Consider the following 18,365-nt stretch of genomic DNA (forward strand, 5'->3'; position numbering starts at 1 on the left):
CCATGACCAAGCTGAAACTTGGCCCGTTGCCCGACGACAAACCCGTGAAGATCACGATAGAGCTGCCCGCGCCACTCCACCGCGATCTGGTCGCCTATGCCGAGGTGCTGGCCCGCGAGAGCGGCCAGCCCGCCGCCGATCCCGTCAGGCTGATCGTGCCCATGCTGGAGCGGTTCATCGCCACGGATCGCGGTTTCGCGAAGGCGCGACGAACAACGGGATAGGCGATTTCTCAGCGACTGATAGGAAAGTGAGTGTTTAGCCTGACAGGGCCGCACCAGACCATGCGCCTGTCCCGATGGCCCAAATTGTATTGATGGCCGAAGCCAGTTTTAGTTTGGGTTGCTCAGTCTTAAAGGCAGTTTCTGTTTCCATGCGGTTCTCCTTTCCATTCGACGCTGACAGTAGTTCAACGGCATAAGCCATTACCCAAAGGGTAATGAAGGTTAGAAGGGCACCGAGACAGAGAACATGAAGGGGAATCGAACCCCAACCCACCAGACCTGTCAGGCTAAACACTCACCCGTATTTATATGGATTGCGACGAGCGTTGAGACAAGACGCATCGTGAGTCGCCTCAATGGCAGGGGTGCCGCCAGCGCATAGGCGCAAATGCGGCACGCTACAGGCCGCCGACTGCCCTCCATGGTTCGCCTAATTCCGGGGCTTAGAGCGCCCCGGAATCCACACCGAGCCAAGGAGGATTCCATGTGCGCAGAGCGCCGTCGCGCCCGCAAAGGGCGACCGCGACAGCCGGTCCCCGAGACACTTCCCGACGACCTTTTCGACTATGCCGACGAACCTACGCCGGACGGCCGGGAGCGCCGCAGGTCGCCGCTTCGCATCGTCGATGTGGAGTCGTTGCCTGTCTTCGACGACTGGCCCGAGAAGGTGCCGATCACCGAGGAAGAACTGCAAATCTTCGAGCGGTATTTCGGCGACGTGCTCGACCGGCTGTTCGGCCCAATCGACGATCCCGACAATCAGGGCTTGCCGCCATTAACAACAGATGGTAACAGTAAGCCATGAGCGAGGATCGTGACCCGAGCCTCGACACGCTTCTGGACCTCGACGGACAGGTGCTCGTTGTCGATCCCGAGGGCGGCCATTGGGTGAAATTTGTTGTCACCCGCGTTCCGGCATCGCCGGAGAAGCCGCATGGCCTCGATTACTCGCTCACGCTTCACGGGCCTTCGGGCGAACGGCTGGTCGGCTTCGATAACGCCCATCCGGTCGGCCGAGGCAGGAGGGGCGAGCCGATGGACCATCGGCACCGCCTCCAGACCGTGAAGCCCTACGCCTACGAGGACGCGGCCACGCTGCTGGCCGACTTCTGGCAGGTGGTGGACGCGGTGATGAAGGAGCGAGGCGTAACATGACCACATTGAAAGTCGGGATTGCCGACTATGAAGAAATGAAGGCCCGCACCATGCGGATCGTCAAGGGCGAGGAAAAGCCGGCGGTGGACGATCCGAAGGTGTGGTTCACGTCCACGGAATCCTTCGCGCAAATCCTGTCCAGCGGGAACCGCGAGCTGCTGCGCGTCATCGACGAGCAGTCGCCCGGCTCGCTGGAGGAACTGTCGCGGATCACCGGGCGGTCGAAGCCCAGCCTGTCCCGAACCCTCAAGACGATGGCGAACTACGGCCTTGTCCGCATGGACCCCGGCGAGGGCCAGAAGGTCGTTCCCAAAGTGCTGCATGATCGCGTGGCGCTGGAACTGCCGCTGATCGAGCGCCGGGCCGCGAAAGGAAGCGCGCTATGAATATGCAAAGTCCCCATGTCGCCTTGCGCGCCGCGCTCTACCTGCGTGTTTCTACGACGCGGCAGGCCGAGCATGACGTGTCGATCCCCGACCAGCGCAAGCAGGGCGAAGCCTATTGCGCCTCACGCGGCTACCAGCTTGTCGAAACCTTCGTGGAAGCCGGCGCTTCGGCCACCAATGACCGCCGCCCCGAGTTTCAACGGATGATCGAGGCCGGCACGTCCAAGCCCGCGCCCTTCGATGTTGTCGTGGTCCATTCGTTCAGCCGGTTCTTCCGCGATCACTTCGAGCTGGAGTTCAACGTCAGGAAGCTCGCCAAGAACGGCGTCAAGCTGGTCTCCATCACGCAGGAAATGGGCGACGACCCCATGCACGTCATGATGCGGCAGATCATGGCGCTGTTCGACGAATACCAGTCGAAGGAGAACGGCAAGCACGTCATGCGGGCCTTGAAGGAGAATGCGCGGCAAGGCTTCTGGAACGGCTCGCTGCCACCTATCGGCTACCGCGTTGTCGATGCCGAGCAGCGCGGCGCAAAGATGAAGAAGAAGCTGGAGATCGACCCGCTCCATGCCGACACCGTGCGGCTGATCTTCCGCCTTGCATCGGAAGGCGACGGCACGTCCGGCCCGATGGGCGTCAAGAACATCGTCAATCACCTGAACAAGCAACGCATGTTCACCCGCAACGGCGGGCGTTGGGGCATCGGCCAGCTTCACCGTGTCCTGACCCGACGCACCTACATCGGCGAGCATCGCTTCAATCGCCGCTCCAACAAGGGCGTAGTGAAGCCCGAGGATGAAATCGTCACCGTCGCAGTGCCGCCGCTGATCGACCTTGAGATATTCGAGGCCGTTCAGAACCGCTTGAAGGTCAACAACCCGAAGGTGACGCCGCCGCGCGTCGTCAGCGGCCCGAACCTGCTGACCGGCATTTGCCATTGCGGCAATTGCGGAGGCGCGATGACGCTGCGCACCGGGAAGAACGGCCGCTATCGCTATTATGCCTGCTCGATACGGGCGCGGCAGGGCGACACGGGCTGCAAGGGCCGCGCAATCCCCATGGATAAGCTCGACCGCATCGTGGTCAGCCATATCGAGGAAAGGCTGCTCGACCCCGAGCGAATCGAAGACGTGCTCGCCTCGCTTCTGGATCGCCGGCAGGAAGGCGTCGAGCGGCGCAGCCAGCATATCGCCGAGTTGAACCATCGCGCGGCCGAAGCCGACAACCGCCTCAAGCGCCTCTACGACGCCATTGAAGCCGGTTCGCTCGACCCGGCCGAGTCTTCCCTTGGCGAGCGCATTGCGGGCCTCACGGCGCTTCGGGATCAGGCGCGGGCCGACGCCACGCGGATCGAAGCCATGCTCGCAAGCTCCACCCACCAGCGCCTCACAGGGGCAGCCGTGCGGGAACTGGCGAGCGAAGCACGCACCCGGCTCCGGCTTGGAAAGGGCGGCTATCGGCGGGAACACGTCCGGGCGTTCGCCCAGCACGTCGAGGTCGCGGACGACGCGATCTATCTCAAAGGAAGCAAAAGCGTCCTCTTGAGAACGCTTGTGGCCACTAAAGGAGAGAAAACGGCGGGAATCGGCGTTCCCGGTTTTATACCGAAGTGGCGGAGGGAGTGGGATTCGAACCCACGGAGACATCGCTGCCTCGCCGGTTTTCAAGACCGGTGCCTTAAACCGCTCGGCCATCCCTCCCCGCGTCGCTGCATCTGCCGATGCGGACGGAGACGGCTTTAGCCCCGAGCATGCCACGCCGTCAACTCGTCCCGGCGTTCGCCGCACCCGTTACCCGCCTGCGCACTGCAACACGAACGGCAATGAGCCTTCATACAGGTTGTACGTTCAGGCCGTCGACAACCCTTGACGAGCCCCTGCCGCCGGGCGTACGCCCACTGGCATCCCCACAAACGGAAACGGCATTCTGGCGATGGAAATCTTTACCGCGGCTGGCCTTACTGCGCTCCTCCAGGTCATTCTCATCGATCTCGTCCTTGCCGGGGACAATGCCATCGTCATCGGCCTCGCCGCTGCGGGCCTGCCGGCGGACCAGCGCAAGAAAGCCATTCTCATCGGCGTGCTGGCGGCCACGGTGCTGCGCATCGTCTTTGCAGCGATTACTGTCCAGCTCCTCGCCATCCTCGGTCTCCTGCTCGTCGGCGGTATCCTGCTTCTGTGGGTGTGCTGGAAGATGTGGAGGGAATTGCGCACCTCCCACGAAGAAGAGGAAGAGGCGACCGAAGCGCTTTCCGACGGGCAGCGGTCGACTGCCAGCAAGATACCTCGCAAGACGTTGATGCAGGCCGCAATCCAGATCGTCGTCGCGGACGTATCGATGTCGCTCGACAATGTGCTCGCCGTCGCCGGCGCCGCGCGCGATCATTTCACCGTGCTCATCGTCGGCCTCATGCTGTCGATCGCGCTGATGGGCCTGGCGGCGTCCTTCATCGCGCGTCTTCTCCATCGCTACCGGTGGATCGCCTATATCGGCCTGCTCATCATCCTTTATGTCGCACTCGACATGATCTATCGCGGCGCGCTCGAAGTCTGGCCGCATGTCAACGGCGCGTTGGGCTGACGGCCCTTACCCTTCGTTCCGCGGGAACTGGGGTGGCGGCGTGACCCTGCCTGCAAGCTCGGCCTCCTTCGCCGCATAGCTGCGGTAGGCCGGGCGGTCGATCGCGCGGGCCAGGTAGTCCTGGAACACCTGCAGGTCGGGCAGCACCTTCAGGATGTTCATGGTGAAATGAATGCCGGACGCGAGCTGGGTGTCGGCCGCCGTAAACCTGTCGCCCGCCGCATAGGGGTGAGCCGTCAGAAGCCGTTCGAGATTGGCCACCATGTCCTCGAACAGGCCGAAGGAAAAGCTGTTGCCGCCCTCATAATGCCAGCCTTGCGCGCGCGCCGCGATCACCGGATCAAACACGGCATCGCAATAGACGAGCCGTGTCAGATAGGCGGCACGATCGCTGTCGCCGATCGCAGGCGCAAGCCCCGCTTCGGGAAAGGCGTCGGCCAGATAAATGGTGATCGCCGCACGCTCGGTGACCACGGTGCCGTCATGGTCTATCGCCGGCACCTTCTTGTTCGGCTGGATGGCCCGATAGCTTTCGGGAACGCCACCCGGTGCGCGAATGTCGATCAACTCGATCTCGTAAGGCGCGCCGATCTCTTCGAGCAACCAGAAAACGCCGGAAGAACGCGACCAGGGCATGCAATAAAAGGTGAGCATCCGAACCTCCAGAACACCATGAGCGAATCCACGCTAACAGCTCCCTCCTGACACGGCACTGTCAGGAGACATGTCAGGCGTCAAATGAAAAAGGGCGCCTGACGGCGCCCTTCTCATGCTATCAGGGCCGCCGCTTATTGCGGCAGCTTGTCGTCGATACCCTTGACGTAGAAGTTCATGCCGAGAAGGGTCTGGTCGTCGGCGACCTCGCCTTCCTTCAGCCATTCCGAGCCGTCCTGCTTGGCGATCGGACCGGTGAAGGGGTTCCAGCCGTCCTTGATCTTCTGCACGGTGGCCTCGGCTTCCTTCGCAACCTCATCGGGCACATTGGTGTAAGGCGCCATGTAGATGATGTTGTCCTTGAAGCCTTCCCAAAGGTTTTCGGCCTTCCAGGTGCCGTCCATGGCGGCCTTCACCCGGCTGACATAGTAAGGGCCCCAGTTGTTCACCGCTGCGGTAAGCTGGGCCTTCGGCGCGAACTTGGCCATGTCCGCCGCCTGGCCGAAGCCGTGCAGGCCGCGCTCCTGCGCGATCTGGAGCGGAGCTGTGGAATCGGTGTGCTGGACGATGATGTCGGCTCCCTGATCGAACAGGGCCTTGGCAGCGTCGGCCTCCTTGCCCGGATCGAACCACGAGTTGATCCACACGACCTTCACCTTGAAGTCCGGATTGACGGACTGGGCGCCGAGCATGAAGGCGTTGATGCCCATGACCACTTCGGGGATCGGGAACGATACGATGTAGCCTGCGACACCGGCCTTCGACTGCTTGGCGGCGATCTGGCCGCTGACATAGCGACCTTCGTAGAAACGGATGTTGTAGACACCCATGTTCTCGGAGGTCTTGAAGCCGGTGGCATGCTCGAACTTCACATCCGGGAACTTCCTGGCCACTTCGAGTTCGGCATCCATGAAGCCGAAGGACGTGCCAAAGATGATCTTGCAGCCGTCGCGCGCCAGTCGTTCGAACGAGCGCCCGGCATCCGGACCTTCGGCGACGTTTTCCAGATAGGCGGTTTCGACCTTGTCGCCGAGTTCCTTCTCGACTTCCAGGCGCCCCTGGTCGTGCTGGAACGAGAAGCCGAAATCGCCGATCGAACCCACATAGACCCAGCAGGCTTTGAATTTCTCCTGTGCCTGGACCGGTGCGGTCAATGCGAGGGCGGCAACAGCCGTCATGAGGCCGATCAGTCTTCTTTTCATAACAACGTTCTCCATCTGAGGTTTAACTTCATTCATGCCGATTTCTTTAACGCTCGGGCACGAAGGGTTGGGCCAGCGATGCCGGCGTGTTCATCATGGTCAGTCGCTTGTTCCGCGAGATCAGCACCAGCACCAGTATGGTCGCGAGATAGGGCAGCGACGACAGGAACTGGGACGGCAGCGACTTGATCAACGCTATCGGCTGGTAGATCAGCCAGGACGAGTTGGCGAAGCTGGAAAGATCGATCGCCTGCACGTGAAGCTGCCCGATCCAGATCGCGCCGAAGATGTAGGCTCCGGCCAGCACCCGCCACGGCCGCCAGGAGGCGAACACCACCAGGGCCAGCGCAATCCAGCCGCGCCCGGCGCTCATGTTCTCGACCCATTGCGGGGTATAGACGAGCGACAGATGCGCGCCGGCCAGACCGGCACAGGCACCGCCGAACATCACCGCCAGATAGCGGTAGCGGATGACCTGTATGCCCAGCGCGTGCGCCGAGGTGTGGCTGTCGCCGATGGCCCGCATGGTGAGGCCCGTGCGGCTGCGGAACAGGAACCATGCGACGGCAATGACCAGCGCGATGGACAGGTAGAAGATCGGGTCCTGGCCGAACAGCAGGCGCCCCACGCCCGGCAACGACGTAAGGCCGGGAATGTCCAGATTCGGCAATCGCACGCCCGGCAGGCCGACGAAACTGGTTCCCAGCATGCCCGACAGCCCAAGCCCCAGAATGGTCAGCGACAGGCCGGTCGCCACCTGGTTGGTGGCCAGCGTGAGCGTCATGAACGCGAACAGCAGAGAGAAAAGCACGCCGACGATGATGGCGGCGATCACGCCGAGCCACGGCGAACCGGTCAGGTAGCCCGCGCCGAAGCCGGCGACCGCGCCCATGATCATCATGCCCTCGACGCCGAGGTTGAGGACGCCGGCACGTTCGGCCACCAGTTCGCCCATCGCTGCGATGAGCAGGGGCGTGGCCGCCGTCGCGATGGTAAGAAGGATGCTGATCCAGATATCCATCAGTGTGCCCCTTCCTGAGCGACGAGCGTATCGGCAGCCGGAGCCGGCCGGCCTACGATGCGGATGCGGTAGTGAATGAGCGTATCGCAGCCCAAAACGAAGAACAGCAGCATGCCCTGGAACACGCGCGCCAGCTTGTCGGACACGCCGAGGGTCGCCTGTGCCGCCTCGCCGCCGAGATAGGTCAGGCCGAGCACCAGGCCGGCTGCGATGATGCCGAGCGGGTTGAGCCGGCCGAGAAAGGCCACGATGATCGCGGCGAAGCCATAGCCGGGCGAAATGGTGGGCTGGAGCCTGCCGATAGCGCCGGACACCTCCGAAATGCCCGCAAGACCGGCCAGAGCGCCGGAGAGCATGAAGGCGAAGAACACCATGCGGTTGATGCTGAAGCCGGCGAAGCGCCCTGCCCGCGGGCTGGAGCCCAGCACGCGCACCTCGAAGCCCTTGAGCATGCGGCTCATCATCAGCCAGACCAGCACCGCCGCGACGATGGAGAAGGCGAAGCCCAGATTGGCGCGTCCGGACGACAGCATTTCCGGCAGGCGCGCCGATTCGTTGAACAGCACCGTCTGCGGGAAGTTGAAGCCCTGCGGATCGCGCCACGGCCCGCGCACCATCCAGTCGAGGAAGAGTTGCGAGACGTAGACCAGCATCAGGCTGGTGAGGATTTCATTGGTGTTGAATCGCGCCTTGAGGAAGGCCGGAATGGTCGCATAGGCCGCACCGCCGATCATGCCCATGAGGAGCATCAGGGGCAGGACATAGGCTGCGCTCAGGTCGGGATAGAGCACCGGCAGGATCGAGCCGGTCACCGCACCGATGGTGAACTGGCCCTCGGCCCCGATGTTCCAGATATTGGCGCGGAAGCAGACCGACAATCCGACCGCGATCAGGATCAGCGGCGCCGCCTTGATCGCCAGCTCATGCAACTGCCACACCTCGGTCAACGGCGAGATGAAATAGGCATAGAGGGCCTTGGCCGGGTTCACGCCCAGCAAGGCGAACATGATGGCGCCGGCAATGACCGTCAGCACGAAGGCGATGAACGGCGACAACATGGAAAACAGCGCCGAACGCTGCGGGCGCTTGACAAGCTCGATGCGCATCACGCCACCTCTGCCGTTTCGGTCGCATGCGCGGTAGCGGCATGGCCGGGTTCGGCGCCGCCCATGAGCAGACCGATCTTTTCATAGGTCGCTTCGGCAATGGGCAGCTTCTGCGACAGTTCGCCATCGTGCATGACGGCAATGGCATCCGAGATCTCGAACAGCTCGTCGAGGTCCTGGCTGATGACCAGGACGGCCGATCCGTTGCGGGCAAGCTCGATCAGGGCCTGCCTGATGTGAGCGGCCGCGCCGGCATCGACACCCCAGGTCGGCTGGTTGACGATCATCACCGACGGCTTGCGGTCAAGCTCGCGGCCGACGATGAATTTCTGAAGGTTGCCGCCCGACAGGGAGGCCGCTTCCGGATCGGGCGCGCTCTTGCGCACGTCCATCACCTCGATGATGCGCTGGGCGGCGCTGTAGATCGCCTTGCCCTCGATCATGCCCGCGGTGCCGACGAACGCCTTGCCATCCGTCGCATGGCGCGACAGCAGGAGGTTTTCCGACAGCTTCATGCGCGGCGCGGCCCCATGTCCGAGGCGCTCCTCCGGCACGAAGGCGGCGCCCAGCAACCGGCGGCCGGTGATGTCGAGCCCACCGACCTGCTTGCCGCGAATGCGCACCGACGCCTTGTCCTGCTGCAGGACCTCGCCGGACACGGCCTCAAAGAACTCGCCCTGCCCGTTTCCGGCCACGCCGGCGATGCCGACAACCTCGCCGGCCCGAACCGAAAGATTTATGTTTTTCAAGGGGATGGAGAAAGGCGTTGCCGGCCTGCGGTTGAGGTTGACGATCTCAAGCAGCGATTCCGCCTTGTCCATGCCTTCGGCCGGCGGACGCTCCACGGTGCGGACCTCGCTGCCCACCATCATGCGGGCCAGGGAGGACGCCGTTTCCTCCCGCGGATTGCAATGTCCGACCACCTTGCCGTGACGCAGCACGGTGGCACGGTCGCACATGCGCTTCACCTCTTCGAGGCGATGCGAGATGTAGAGGATCGACTTGCCTTCGGAGCGCAGACGTTCGAGCGTCTCGAACAGCTTGTCCGCCTCCTGCGGGGTCAGCACCGAAGTCGGCTCGTCAAGGATGATGAGGTCCGGCGTCTGCAACAGGCAGCGGATGATCTCGATGCGCTGGCGCTCGCCGACCGACAGGTCGCCCACCAGCGCTTCGGGATCGAGCGGGAGACCGTAACTGTAGGACAGGGCCCGCGCCTTGGCCGCAATGGTGCTGATCGGTGCGCCGTCATCCAGCGAAAGCGCGATGTTTTCGGCCGCGGTCAGCGCCTCGAACAGCGAAAAATGCTGGAACACCATGCCGATGCCAAGCTTCTTGGCAACGCCAGGGTTGGTGATGCGGACCGACTGGCCGTTCCACAGGATCTCGCCGGAATGCGGCTCCAGCGAGCCGAACAGCATTTTCACCAGGGTGGACTTGCCGGCACCGTTTTCGCCCAGAAGAGCATGGATCTCGCCCTTGGCAATGCCGAGGTCGATGCTGTCGCAAGCCTTGAGGGAGCCGAATATCTTGGTCAGGCCGCGAACCTCAAGCAGGTTCGCAGCACCTTCATGTAAACTCACAGTGCCTCCCATCTGTAACCAGATATGTTCTGTGTTCCCGAAAGCATCGTAGGCATGACCGCCGCTCTAGGCAAACCGATACTTCGATTGAAAGAGCTTCAAGAATTTCGAGGCCATTCGATACTGGTTATCAAGGCAGCAATATCGTCGTCCCGGTGGTCTTGCGCGCCTCCAGATCCGCATGCGCGCGGGCTGCATCCGTCAGTGCATAGCGTTGATTTACCCTGATATTTACAGCGCCGGACAGCACGACTTCGAACAAGGCTGCGGCCGAAGCCTCCACCTCTTCGCGGGTGACGTTGTAGGAGAACAGCGTCGGCCGGGTGGCGAAGAGTGAGCCCTTTTGTGCCAGAATGCCGATATCGAACGGAGGGATCGGGCCGGAGGACTGGCCGAAGGAAACGAAGGTCCCCAGCCTTTTCAGGCACTCCAGCGAGCCGGCAAAGGTATCCTTGCCAACGGAATCATAGACCACGTCGCACTTTCTGCCCTCCGTGATCCTGGCCACTTCCTGCACGAAATCCTGGCTCCGGTAGTCGATGACATGATGGAATCCGTGGGCGCGGGCCAGTTCCGCCTTCTGCGGCGAGCCGGCCGTGCCGAGAACCGTCGCCCCCAGATGGTTCGCCCACTGGCCAAAGATCAGTCCCACGCCGCCGGCGGCCGCATGGTAGAGCAGCGTGTCGCCGGGCTTTACCTTGAAGGTGCGCCGCAGCAGATATTCGACCGTCATGCCCTTCAGCATCATGCCGGCCGCCTGTTCGTCGCCAATTCCGTCCGGAATCTTCACGACATGGTCGGCCGCGATCACCCGCTGTTCGGCATAGGCGCCCAGCCGCACCACATAGGCGATGCGGTCACCGGGTTTAAGCCAACCCACCCCCTCGCCCACTTCAAGCACCACGCCGGCCGCCTCTCCGCCGGGCGTAATGGGCAGGCCGTTGGCCGCCGGATACAGGCCGGTGCGATGATAGACATCGATGAAATTGACGCCGATCGCGGTGTGCCGGACGAGAATTTCACCACGGCCGGGCCGGCCGGGATCAACCTCCTCGAAAGTCAGGACCTCGGGCCCGCCATGGGTGTGGATACGGATCGCCTTGGGCATGGTTTCAACCCTTCCTGGCCCCGAGATTGGGGAGAAACTGCATGATGCCGCCGATGCAGAACAGGTAAAGACCGGTGACGGTGATGCCCACCTTGGTGAACTGGCTGACATTCTCGGCCAGCACGCCGATCTGGCTGTAGAATTCGACCAGCGCGGATTCGGCCAGCGCCAGCATGCCGAACCCGCACCACAACAGCGTGACGGCGAGGTTGAGGGGGCGCAGGCGTTTCACCCGCACCGGGTGCAGGAAGTTGATCGGCACGAAGGTGAGCAGGCCCGCAATCACCACCACGGCGAAGGAAACCCACTCGCCCGGCCCGACGACGAACAGGGTGAAAACGACCATGTTCCAGACCACGGGAAAGCCCTTGAAGAAGTTCTCCTTGGTCTTCATGCCGGTGTCGGCATAGTAGATGGCGCTGGAAACGACGATGATGGCGGCGGACAGGAAGGACAGCCCCTCGCCCATCAGCCCGAACTGGTAAAGGGCGAAGGCCGGGATCAGCACATAGGTCACGTAGTCGATGATGTTGTCGAGCAATTCGCCCGACCAGGTCGGCAGGATTTCCTTGACCTCAAGCTTGCGGGCGATCGGCCCGTCGATACCGTCGACGAACAGGGCAAGCCCCAGCCACCAGAACATCGCCGTCCAGCGCCCCTCGCTGGCGGCGACCAGCGAAACGAAGGCGAGAAACGAGCCCGATGCGGTGAGAAGATGAACGGAGAATGCTCGCGCCTGCGGCCAGGTCACCTTCTTCCTCGGTCTCGGAATCCGGTCCCTGATCTTCCTGCCGGTCGGTTTGTTGTCCACGGCCCACCAGTCCATCTTGCATGGTGTCTATGATCCCCCTTGATCGACCACCAACCGGCCGTGGTCAATGCGCAAGCGACGACAAGATGAAAGGCCACACAGGAATTCACGCCTGACGTGCATGGTTTGCGCCCAATTCCTCTTGCGGCTGAAACGTCGCGTTGAAGTGGGCAACGCCCCGGCGCTATATCTTGTTCGACACGGGAGAATCCTGACATGCCCACGCCCGCCACCCCTGCCGAAACGGAAGCGAACATTCTTGTCGCCGGCACCGGCCCGGCGGGACTGATCGGGGCGCTCGCCTTCGCCGATGCGAATTTCCGCGTCACGCTTGTCGGCCCGGAGCCGAATGTGCAGGACGGACGCACCACGGCGCTGATGAATCCGGCCCTTGCCATTCTGGACCGGCTTGGCGTGCTGCGCACGCTGGCGCACAAATCGGCGCCGCTCAAGGTGATGCGCATCGTGGATGGAACGGCAAGGCTGATCCGCAGTCCCGTCGTCACCTTCCATGCCAACGAAATCGACGAGCACCGCTTCGGCCTCAACATCCCCAATGCCGTGCTGGTCGCCACGCTGGCCGAGGCTGTCTCGGCCAATCCTTCCATCGAATGGCGCAAGACGCTCGTATCCCAGTGGCAACTCGAGCCCGAACGGGCCACGGCACGGCTCGCCGATGGCAGCGCCGTTTCGGCAAGGCTCGTCGTGGCCGCCGACGGTCGCGCTTCCCCGGCCCGCGAGGCTGCGGGCATTTCGGTTTCGTCGCGGCCCTTCCCGCAGGCGGCGCTGGTGCTGAATTTCGCCCACACGGTGGACCACGCCTTCACCTCGACCGAGTTCCACACCGAGACCGGCCCGTTCACGCAGGTTCCGCTGCCCGGCCGCCGGTCCAGCCTCGTTTGCGTGGTTCGCCCGGAAACCGCTCAGGAACTCGCCGCACTCGATGACGACGCGCTTTCCCGGCATATCGAGCGGCGCATGCAATCCATGCTCGGCCGGGTAACGGTCGAACCGGGCCGCCAGATCTACCCCTTGTCGACATCGACGCCATGGCGTTTCGCCCACAAGCGCGTGGCCCTCGTGGGTGAAGCCGCGCATGTCTTCCCGCCGATCGGCGCGCAGGGGCTTAACCTCGGCATCAGGGATATCGTCGATCTCCTTGAAACTGCGTCACAAAATAGACCTGATCCGGGCACACCGAAAGCTCTGCTAAGCTACGATTTGAGACGCCGGCCCGACATCGTCGCCCGCACCAGCGCGGTGAACCTGCTCAATCTCTCGCTGCTTTCCAGCATGCTGCCCGCGCAGATTGCCCGCAGCACGACATTGGGACTGCTCGGGCGTTTCGCGCCCCTGCGCGCCTTCTTCATGCGCGAGGGGCTACAGCCCGGCAGCGGCTTCTCGGCCCTGGCCGGTTCGTTAAGGGAACAGGTCCAGCGGTAGCACCCCGGCACGGATCATGTAGAGCAGGCCGGTCACGGTGGCGATCGAGACACAGGTCGTGATCAGCACCGTGGCCGAGGTGCGCTCGACCCAGACCCCGTATTGCTGGGCAATGACGAAGACGTTGGTGGCGGTCGGCAAGGCGGCCAAAAGGACCGCCGAGAACAACCAGATCTCCGAGAAATTTCCGACCCAGCTCAGCACCGCGTAGCATAGCAGCGGATGCACGATCAGCTTGAGAAAGGCGATCGGTGCGATCTCGGCGGGAACACGCTTCAACGGTCGCAGCGCCAGCGTCACGCCCATGGCGAACAGCGCGCAGGGTGCCGCTGCGTTGGCCAGATAGGACAGCAGGCGGTCCACCGGCAGCGGCGGGTGAAACTCGAAATAGGCCGCCGCCACGCCGAATGCCGTGGCGATGATGAAGGGATGCAGCGCGATACGGCTGACGATGCCCGCCAGCAGTTGCGGCCATGGCCGTCTGTCATCGCCCGCCAGCGCCATCATCATCGGTGCGATGGTGAAGTGCATGACGTTCTCGAAGCAAAAGATCAGCGCCACCGGCACCGCCGCCTGCTCTCCAAAGGCCAGAACCGCCAGCCCCGGACCCATGTAGCCGATATTGCCATAAGCCGCCGCGAGCCCCTTGATGGTGGATTCCGCTATGCCGCCTGCCATCACGAGGGAAGCAACGAACATCGCCAGGAAAATCAGGAAGGTCGAAAACACCGACCCGAAGATGAAACCCCATTCGGTCAGGTCCTCGAAGGGTGTCTTGGCGAGAAGCTGGAAGAACAGGGCCGGCAGCGCGACATAGATGACGAAGGTATTCATCCAGCCCAGCGCGTCCACCGGCTGGCGGGTGATGCGCGCGACGGCAAAGCCGATGAAGATCAGCCCGAAGAACGGAAGGACGAGGCCGGCGATATCGGACATGATTTCTCCGCGAAGCCTGTGGGCTACCGATGGCGCGGCAGGCCGTCAAGGAGGTGCGACCAAGGCAGGATTGAATTGCGACGCGCCATAAGCCAAATAAGGACCATGGGCAATGCAACTATGAGAACTGCCAAATTCTCGATCGGACAGGTGGTCCGCCACCGCCTGTTTCCGTTTCGCGGCATCATTTTCGATGTCGATCCGCAGTTCGCCAACACCGAGGAGTGGTATCAGGCGATACCGGCCGAGGTGCGGCCGCGCAAGGACCAGCCCTTCTATCACCTGCTGGCCGAGAATTCGGAAACCGACTACATCGCCTATGTTTCCGAGCAGAACCTGCTCGAAGACGTCTCAGGCGAGCCGGTTCGCCATCCGCAATTGCGGGAGCTGTTCCTGAAGACACCGGACGGGCATTACGAGCCCAAATACCAGATCCGCCACTAGGCACCGTGCGTTCATTCGGACGCAAAACCCCACCGCCTTTTTGAAGCGATGGGGGTTTTGTTTGACGAGCCTCCGGCTCAGTCTTCTTTCTTCAGCGGCGCGACGCGCAGGGACAGTTCGCGAAGCTGCTGCGGCGTCGCCGGGGCCGGAGCGCTCATCAGCAGGTCATAGGCCTGCTGGTTCATCGGGAACATGGTCACTTCGCGCAGGTTCTTCGCCCCGACCAGCAGCATGATGACACGGTCGATGCCGGCCGCCATGCCGCCATGCGGCGGCGCTCCGTACTGGAAGGCACGGTAGAGGCCGCCGAAGCGATCCTCGACCGTCTGGCGGTCCAGCCCGACGATCTCGAACGCCTTGACCATGGTCTCGGGCAGATGGTTGCGGATGCCACCCGACGCGATCTCGAAGCCGTTGCAGACCATATCGTACTGGAACGCCTTGATGGTGAGCGGATCTTCGCCATTGAGCGCCTCGATGCCGCCCTGCGGCATGGAGAACGGGTTGTGGCCGAAATCGACGCGCTTCTCGTCCTCGTTCCATTCATAGAACGGGAAATCGACGATCCAGCACAATTCGAAGCGGTCGCGGTCGACGAGGTTCAGTTCCTCACCGGCGCGGGTGCGCGCGGCACCGGCAAAGGCGACGAATTTCTTCGGGTCACCGGCCACGAAGAAGGCGGCGTCGCCATCTTCCAGGCCGAGTTGCCGGCGAACGGCGTCGGTGCGCTCCTCGCCGATATTCTTGGCGATGGGGCCGGCGCCTTCGAGCTTGTCGCCTTCCTTGCGCCAGAAGATGTAGCCGAGGCCGGGCTGGCCCTCGCCCTGCGCCCAGGAATTCATGCGGTCGCAGAAGGCCCGGGAGCCGCCGGTTTTGGCCGGAATGGCCCAGACTTCGGCCTTGGGATCGTTGGCGAGGATGTTCGCGAACACCTTGAAGCCCGAGCCCCGGAAATGCTCGGACACGTCCTGCATCTCGATCGGGTTGCGCAGATCCGGCTTGTCGGAGCCGTATTTGCGCATCGCCACGTCATAGGGAATGCGCGGAAAGGCCTGCGTCACCGGCTTGCCGTCGGCGAAGGTCTCGAACACGCCGCGCATCACCGGCTCCATGGTCGCCAGCACATCGTCCTGCTCGACGAAGCTCATTTCGAGATCGAGCTGGTAGAACTCGCCCGGCAGGCGGTCGGCGCGCGGGTCCTCGTCGCGGAAACAGGGCGCGATCTGGAAATAGCGGTCGAAGCCCGACACCATGATGAGCTGCTTGTACTGCTGCGGCGCCTGCGGCAGCGCGTAGAAGGTACCGGGATGAATGCGCGACGGCACCAGGAAGTCACGCGCGCCTTCCGGCGAGGATGCGGTGAGGATCGGCGTCGAATATTCGGTGAAACCCGCCTCGCCCATGCGCTTGCGCATCTCGGCGATGATTTTGGTGCGCATGACGATGTTCTTGTGCAGCGTCTCGCGGCGCAGATCGAGGAAGCGGTATTTGAGGCGGATGTCCTCCGGGTAATCCGGCTCGCCGAACACTGGCAGCGGCAGCTCCTTGGCGGCCGACAGCACTTCTATCTCGTGTGCGAAAATCTCGATCTCGCCCGTTGCCAGGTTCGGGTTCACGGCCTCGGGCAGGCGCGCCTTGACCTCGCCGTCGACGCGGATCACCCACTCGCCGCGCACCGTCTCCGCCGTCTTGAAGGCGGGAGAATCGGGATCGGCGACGATCTGGGTCATGCCGTAGTGGTCGCGCAGGTCGATGAACAGCAGGCCGCCGTGATCGCGCACGCGATGCACCCAGCCCGAAAGACGAATGGAGGAGCCGATATCGGCTTTTCTCAACTGAGCGCAGGTGTGGCTCCGGTAACGATGCATCGCCTGATTTTCCGCTTAACTTGGTTCGATTGGGCCGAAGCACTTGCCCGACCTGAAAATTGGCGCGAAAAGCGCATGGGTGGTCTCCTTTGTCAAGGCAAGAGGGGCCTGAACCGGCTCGCGGGCAGCATGCAGCGCCTTCCATTTGGCGTTAGCCGACTTGACGCGCCCGGCCGCGGCTGGAATTGAGAAGCAACTTTGGTCCGAAAAGCGATTTGATGAACGTCATTACCACACAGGGTGAACTCGAGAGCGCCATAGAAACACTCGAGCAATCGGACTTCGTGACCGTCGACACGGAGTTCATTCGCGAAACCACCTTCTGGCCGGTGCTGTGCCTGATCCAGATGGCCGCACCCGGCTTCACCGCGCTTGTCGATCCGCTGGCGCCGGGGCTCGACCTGAAGCCGTTCTTCAGGCTGATGGCGAACGAGAAGGTGGTCAAGGTCTTCCATGCCGCAAGGCAGGACATCGAAATCATCGTCCATCAGGGCGATCTGGTGCCGCATCCGATCTTCGACACGCAGGTGGCGGCCATGGTGTGCGGCTTCGGCGACGCCGTCTCCTACGACCAGCTCGTGCAGAAGGTGACCGGCGTGCGGCTCGACAAGTCGTCCCGCTTCACCGACTGGCGCTATCGGCCGCTTTCCGAGCGGCAACTGGAATATGCGCTGGCCGATGTCACCCACCTCATCGATGTCTACAAGCACCTGACGGCTGAACTCGAGCGCGAAGGGCGCGCCCATTGGCTCAATGAGGAAATGCAGGTTCTGACCTCGCGCCAGACCTACGATCCCCATCCCGACGACGCCTGGAAGCGGCTGAAGCTCAGGATACGCAAGCCGCAGGAACTGGCCGTGCTGAAGTCGGTCGCCGCATGGCGCGAGCGCGAGGCCCGCGAACGCGACGTCCCGCGTGGACGCATCCTCAAGGACGACGCGATCTACGAGATCGCGCAGCAGGCCCCGAAAGACGCCGATGCGCTGGGCCGGCTGCGCAGCATTCCCAAGGGGTGGGAGCGGTCTTCCACGGCCGCCGCCCTGCTCGGCGCCGTCAACGATGCGCTGTCCGTTCCCAAGGAAGACCTGCCCAAGCTGCCGCGCCCGCACCAGCCGCCGGAAGGGTCCAACGCCGCGGCAGAGCTGCTGAAGGTGCTGTTGCGCATCGTGGCGGAAAAGGAAGGCGTTGCCGCCAAGGTGCTCGCCTCCAGCGACGACATCGACCGTATCGCCGCCGAGGGCGAAGACGCAGATGTGCCCGCCCTGCAAGGCTGGCGGCGCGCCGTTTTCGGTGACAAGGCGCTGCGCCTCGTGCGCGGCGAGATCGCCATCAAGTTCGACAAACGCCGGATCGCGCTGTTCGAGGTGAACGCCTGACTTCCGTCAGGCGAGCCCGGCCAGATGCAGGGCGAAGCAGCCCCACATCAGGACCAGCACCAGGAAACCGGCCCCGAAAATCATGCCCCGAAGCGGCGGGCGATTGCTGGTGACATGCTCGAAGGCATGCACATAACGCAGCGCCACGAACAGCCACGCCAGGATCACGGCAATCCATGACACGCCGGCCGTCACGTAAAGCGCCAGGCACACGACATGGAAGAGAACCGGCAGCTCGAACTGGTTCATGATGTTGTTCGAAACCGTGGCGCTGATTTCCGGCTCGCCGTTGGAGCGCAGCTTCCACTGGCTCGGGCGAACCTTTCCGGACTGGACAGCCTGCCGGCGGCGCAGGCCGAGCAGCGCGTAAAGCGCCGCGACCAGCACGAAATGCGCCACCATGGGCCACAGCATCGCGGTCGGGTTCATGCAGTCTCCTTCATGATCGCCGACCGCAACTGGCTACTA

At 63.0% G+C, this 18,365-nt stretch carries 18 protein-coding genes, 1 tRNA gene and 1 pseudogene; 9 read left to right on the top strand and 11 right to left on the bottom strand.

Annotated elements, in window-relative coordinates:
* The first annotated feature begins 2 nt into the window (after window positions 1-2).
* From ACVCNR_RS01700 to ACVCNR_RS01720, 5 genes and pseudogenes are all read left to right on the top strand, one after another.
* Complete coding sequence (locus tag ACVCNR_RS01700) at window positions 3-224, top strand: DUF2274 domain-containing protein (protein ID WP_447073609.1); 222 nt, start codon at window positions 3-5, stop codon at window positions 222-224.
* Window positions 225-708: 484 nt separating this feature from the next.
* Window positions 709-1,029 (top strand): hypothetical protein, encoded by a 321-nt coding sequence (locus ACVCNR_RS01705; protein ID WP_447073610.1) that lies wholly within the window; start codon window positions 709-711, stop codon window positions 1,027-1,029.
* Window positions 1,026-1,379 carry a toxin-antitoxin system TumE family protein gene (locus ACVCNR_RS01710; protein ID WP_447073611.1) on the top strand — a complete coding sequence of 118 codons (354 nt, stop codon included), beginning with the start codon at window positions 1,026-1,028 and terminating at the stop codon, window positions 1,377-1,379. The genes ACVCNR_RS01705 and ACVCNR_RS01710 overlap by 4 nt, the downstream gene beginning before the upstream one ends.
* Window positions 1,376-1,765, top strand: a complete 390-nt coding sequence (locus ACVCNR_RS01715; protein WP_447073613.1) for an HVO_A0114 family putative DNA-binding protein — start codon at window positions 1,376-1,378, stop codon at window positions 1,763-1,765. The genes ACVCNR_RS01710 and ACVCNR_RS01715 overlap by 4 nt, the downstream gene beginning before the upstream one ends.
* 2 nt (window positions 1,766-1,767) lie before the next feature.
* A pseudogene (locus tag ACVCNR_RS01720) lies at window positions 1,768-2,802 on the top strand (recombinase family protein); the annotation flags it as partial.
* Window positions 2,803-3,378: 576 nt separating this feature from the next.
* On the opposite strand, the gene ACVCNR_RS01725 reads toward ACVCNR_RS01720, so the two are convergent.
* Window positions 3,379-3,468 (bottom strand) — tRNA-Ser (locus ACVCNR_RS01725).
* A gap of 232 nt (window positions 3,469-3,700) precedes the next feature.
* Here ACVCNR_RS01725 and ACVCNR_RS01730 point away from each other — a divergent pair.
* Window positions 3,701-4,348 (top strand): TerC family protein, encoded by a 648-nt coding sequence (locus tag ACVCNR_RS01730; protein ID WP_354192417.1) that lies wholly within the window; start codon window positions 3,701-3,703, stop codon window positions 4,346-4,348.
* 6 nt (window positions 4,349-4,354) lie between these two features.
* Here the strand turns inward: ACVCNR_RS01730 and ACVCNR_RS01735 are convergent, their stop codons facing one another.
* The 7 genes from ACVCNR_RS01735 to pcsA form a co-directional block, all read right to left on the bottom strand.
* Window positions 4,355-5,002, bottom strand: coding sequence for a glutathione S-transferase family protein (locus ACVCNR_RS01735; protein ID WP_354192416.1), 648 nt, complete (start codon window positions 5,000-5,002; stop codon window positions 4,355-4,357).
* Between the two features lie 134 nt (window positions 5,003-5,136).
* Window positions 5,137-6,204 carry a BMP family ABC transporter substrate-binding protein gene (locus tag ACVCNR_RS01740; protein WP_354192415.1) on the bottom strand — a complete coding sequence of 356 codons (1,068 nt, stop codon included), beginning with the start codon at window positions 6,202-6,204 and terminating at the stop codon, window positions 5,137-5,139.
* A 46-nt stretch (window positions 6,205-6,250) separates the two neighbouring features.
* The gene (locus tag ACVCNR_RS01745) at window positions 6,251-7,225 is read right to left on the bottom strand and encodes an ABC transporter permease (RefSeq protein ID WP_354192414.1); all 975 of its coding nucleotides are present in this window, start codon (window positions 7,223-7,225) and stop codon (window positions 6,251-6,253) included.
* Window positions 7,225-8,331, bottom strand: coding sequence for an ABC transporter permease (locus ACVCNR_RS01750; RefSeq protein ID WP_354192413.1), 1,107 nt, complete (start codon window positions 8,329-8,331; stop codon window positions 7,225-7,227). Before ACVCNR_RS01750 ends, ACVCNR_RS01745 begins: the two co-directional genes overlap by 1 nt.
* Window positions 8,331-9,923 (bottom strand): ABC transporter ATP-binding protein, encoded by a 1,593-nt coding sequence (locus ACVCNR_RS01755; RefSeq protein ID WP_447073616.1) that lies wholly within the window; start codon window positions 9,921-9,923, stop codon window positions 8,331-8,333. The genes ACVCNR_RS01750 and ACVCNR_RS01755 overlap by 1 nt, the downstream gene beginning before the upstream one ends.
* A 118-nt stretch (window positions 9,924-10,041) precedes the next feature.
* The gene (locus ACVCNR_RS01760) at window positions 10,042-11,019 is read right to left on the bottom strand and encodes a quinone oxidoreductase family protein (RefSeq protein WP_447073617.1); all 978 of its coding nucleotides are present in this window, start codon (window positions 11,017-11,019) and stop codon (window positions 10,042-10,044) included.
* Between the two features lie 4 nt (window positions 11,020-11,023).
* Window positions 11,024-11,845, bottom strand: a complete 822-nt coding sequence (gene pcsA, locus ACVCNR_RS01765) for a phosphatidylcholine synthase (protein WP_447073619.1) — start codon at window positions 11,843-11,845, stop codon at window positions 11,024-11,026.
* Window positions 11,846-12,046: 201 nt separating this feature from the next.
* Between pcsA and ACVCNR_RS01770 the strand changes: the two genes are divergently transcribed.
* A complete protein-coding gene (locus tag ACVCNR_RS01770) occupies window positions 12,047-13,273 on the top strand; it encodes a UbiH/UbiF family hydroxylase (protein ID WP_447073621.1) in 1,227 nt (408 codons plus the stop codon).
* Here ACVCNR_RS01770 and ACVCNR_RS01775 read toward each other — a convergent pair.
* The gene (locus tag ACVCNR_RS01775; RefSeq protein WP_447073623.1) at window positions 13,250-14,209 is read right to left on the bottom strand and encodes an AEC family transporter; all 960 of its coding nucleotides are present in this window, start codon (window positions 14,207-14,209) and stop codon (window positions 13,250-13,252) included. The genes ACVCNR_RS01770 and ACVCNR_RS01775 overlap by 24 nt on opposite strands.
* A 120-nt stretch (window positions 14,210-14,329) precedes the next feature.
* Between ACVCNR_RS01775 and hspQ the strand changes: the two genes are divergently transcribed.
* Window positions 14,330-14,653 carry a heat shock protein HspQ gene (gene hspQ, locus ACVCNR_RS01780; protein WP_354192405.1) on the top strand — a complete coding sequence of 108 codons (324 nt, stop codon included), beginning with the start codon at window positions 14,330-14,332 and terminating at the stop codon, window positions 14,651-14,653.
* 77 nt (window positions 14,654-14,730) lie between these two features.
* On the opposite strand, the gene aspS is transcribed toward hspQ, so the two are convergent.
* Window positions 14,731-16,521, bottom strand: coding sequence for an aspartate--tRNA ligase (aspS, locus tag ACVCNR_RS01785; RefSeq protein ID WP_354192404.1), 1,791 nt, complete (start codon window positions 16,519-16,521; stop codon window positions 14,731-14,733).
* Between the two features lie 218 nt (window positions 16,522-16,739).
* On the opposite strand from aspS, the gene rnd reads away from it, so the two are divergent.
* Entirely contained in the window at window positions 16,740-17,897 is a 1,158-nt protein-coding gene (gene rnd / locus ACVCNR_RS01790) for a ribonuclease D (RefSeq protein WP_354192402.1), read from the top strand.
* A 6-nt stretch (window positions 17,898-17,903) separates the two neighbouring features.
* On the opposite strand, the gene ACVCNR_RS01795 is transcribed toward rnd, so the two are convergent.
* The gene (locus ACVCNR_RS01795; RefSeq protein ID WP_354192401.1) at window positions 17,904-18,326 is read right to left on the bottom strand and encodes an MAPEG family protein; all 423 of its coding nucleotides are present in this window, start codon (window positions 18,324-18,326) and stop codon (window positions 17,904-17,906) included.
* Between the last annotated feature and the right edge of the window lie 39 nt (window positions 18,327-18,365).

It is taken from the genome of Aquamicrobium terrae, from assembly GCF_052978165.1.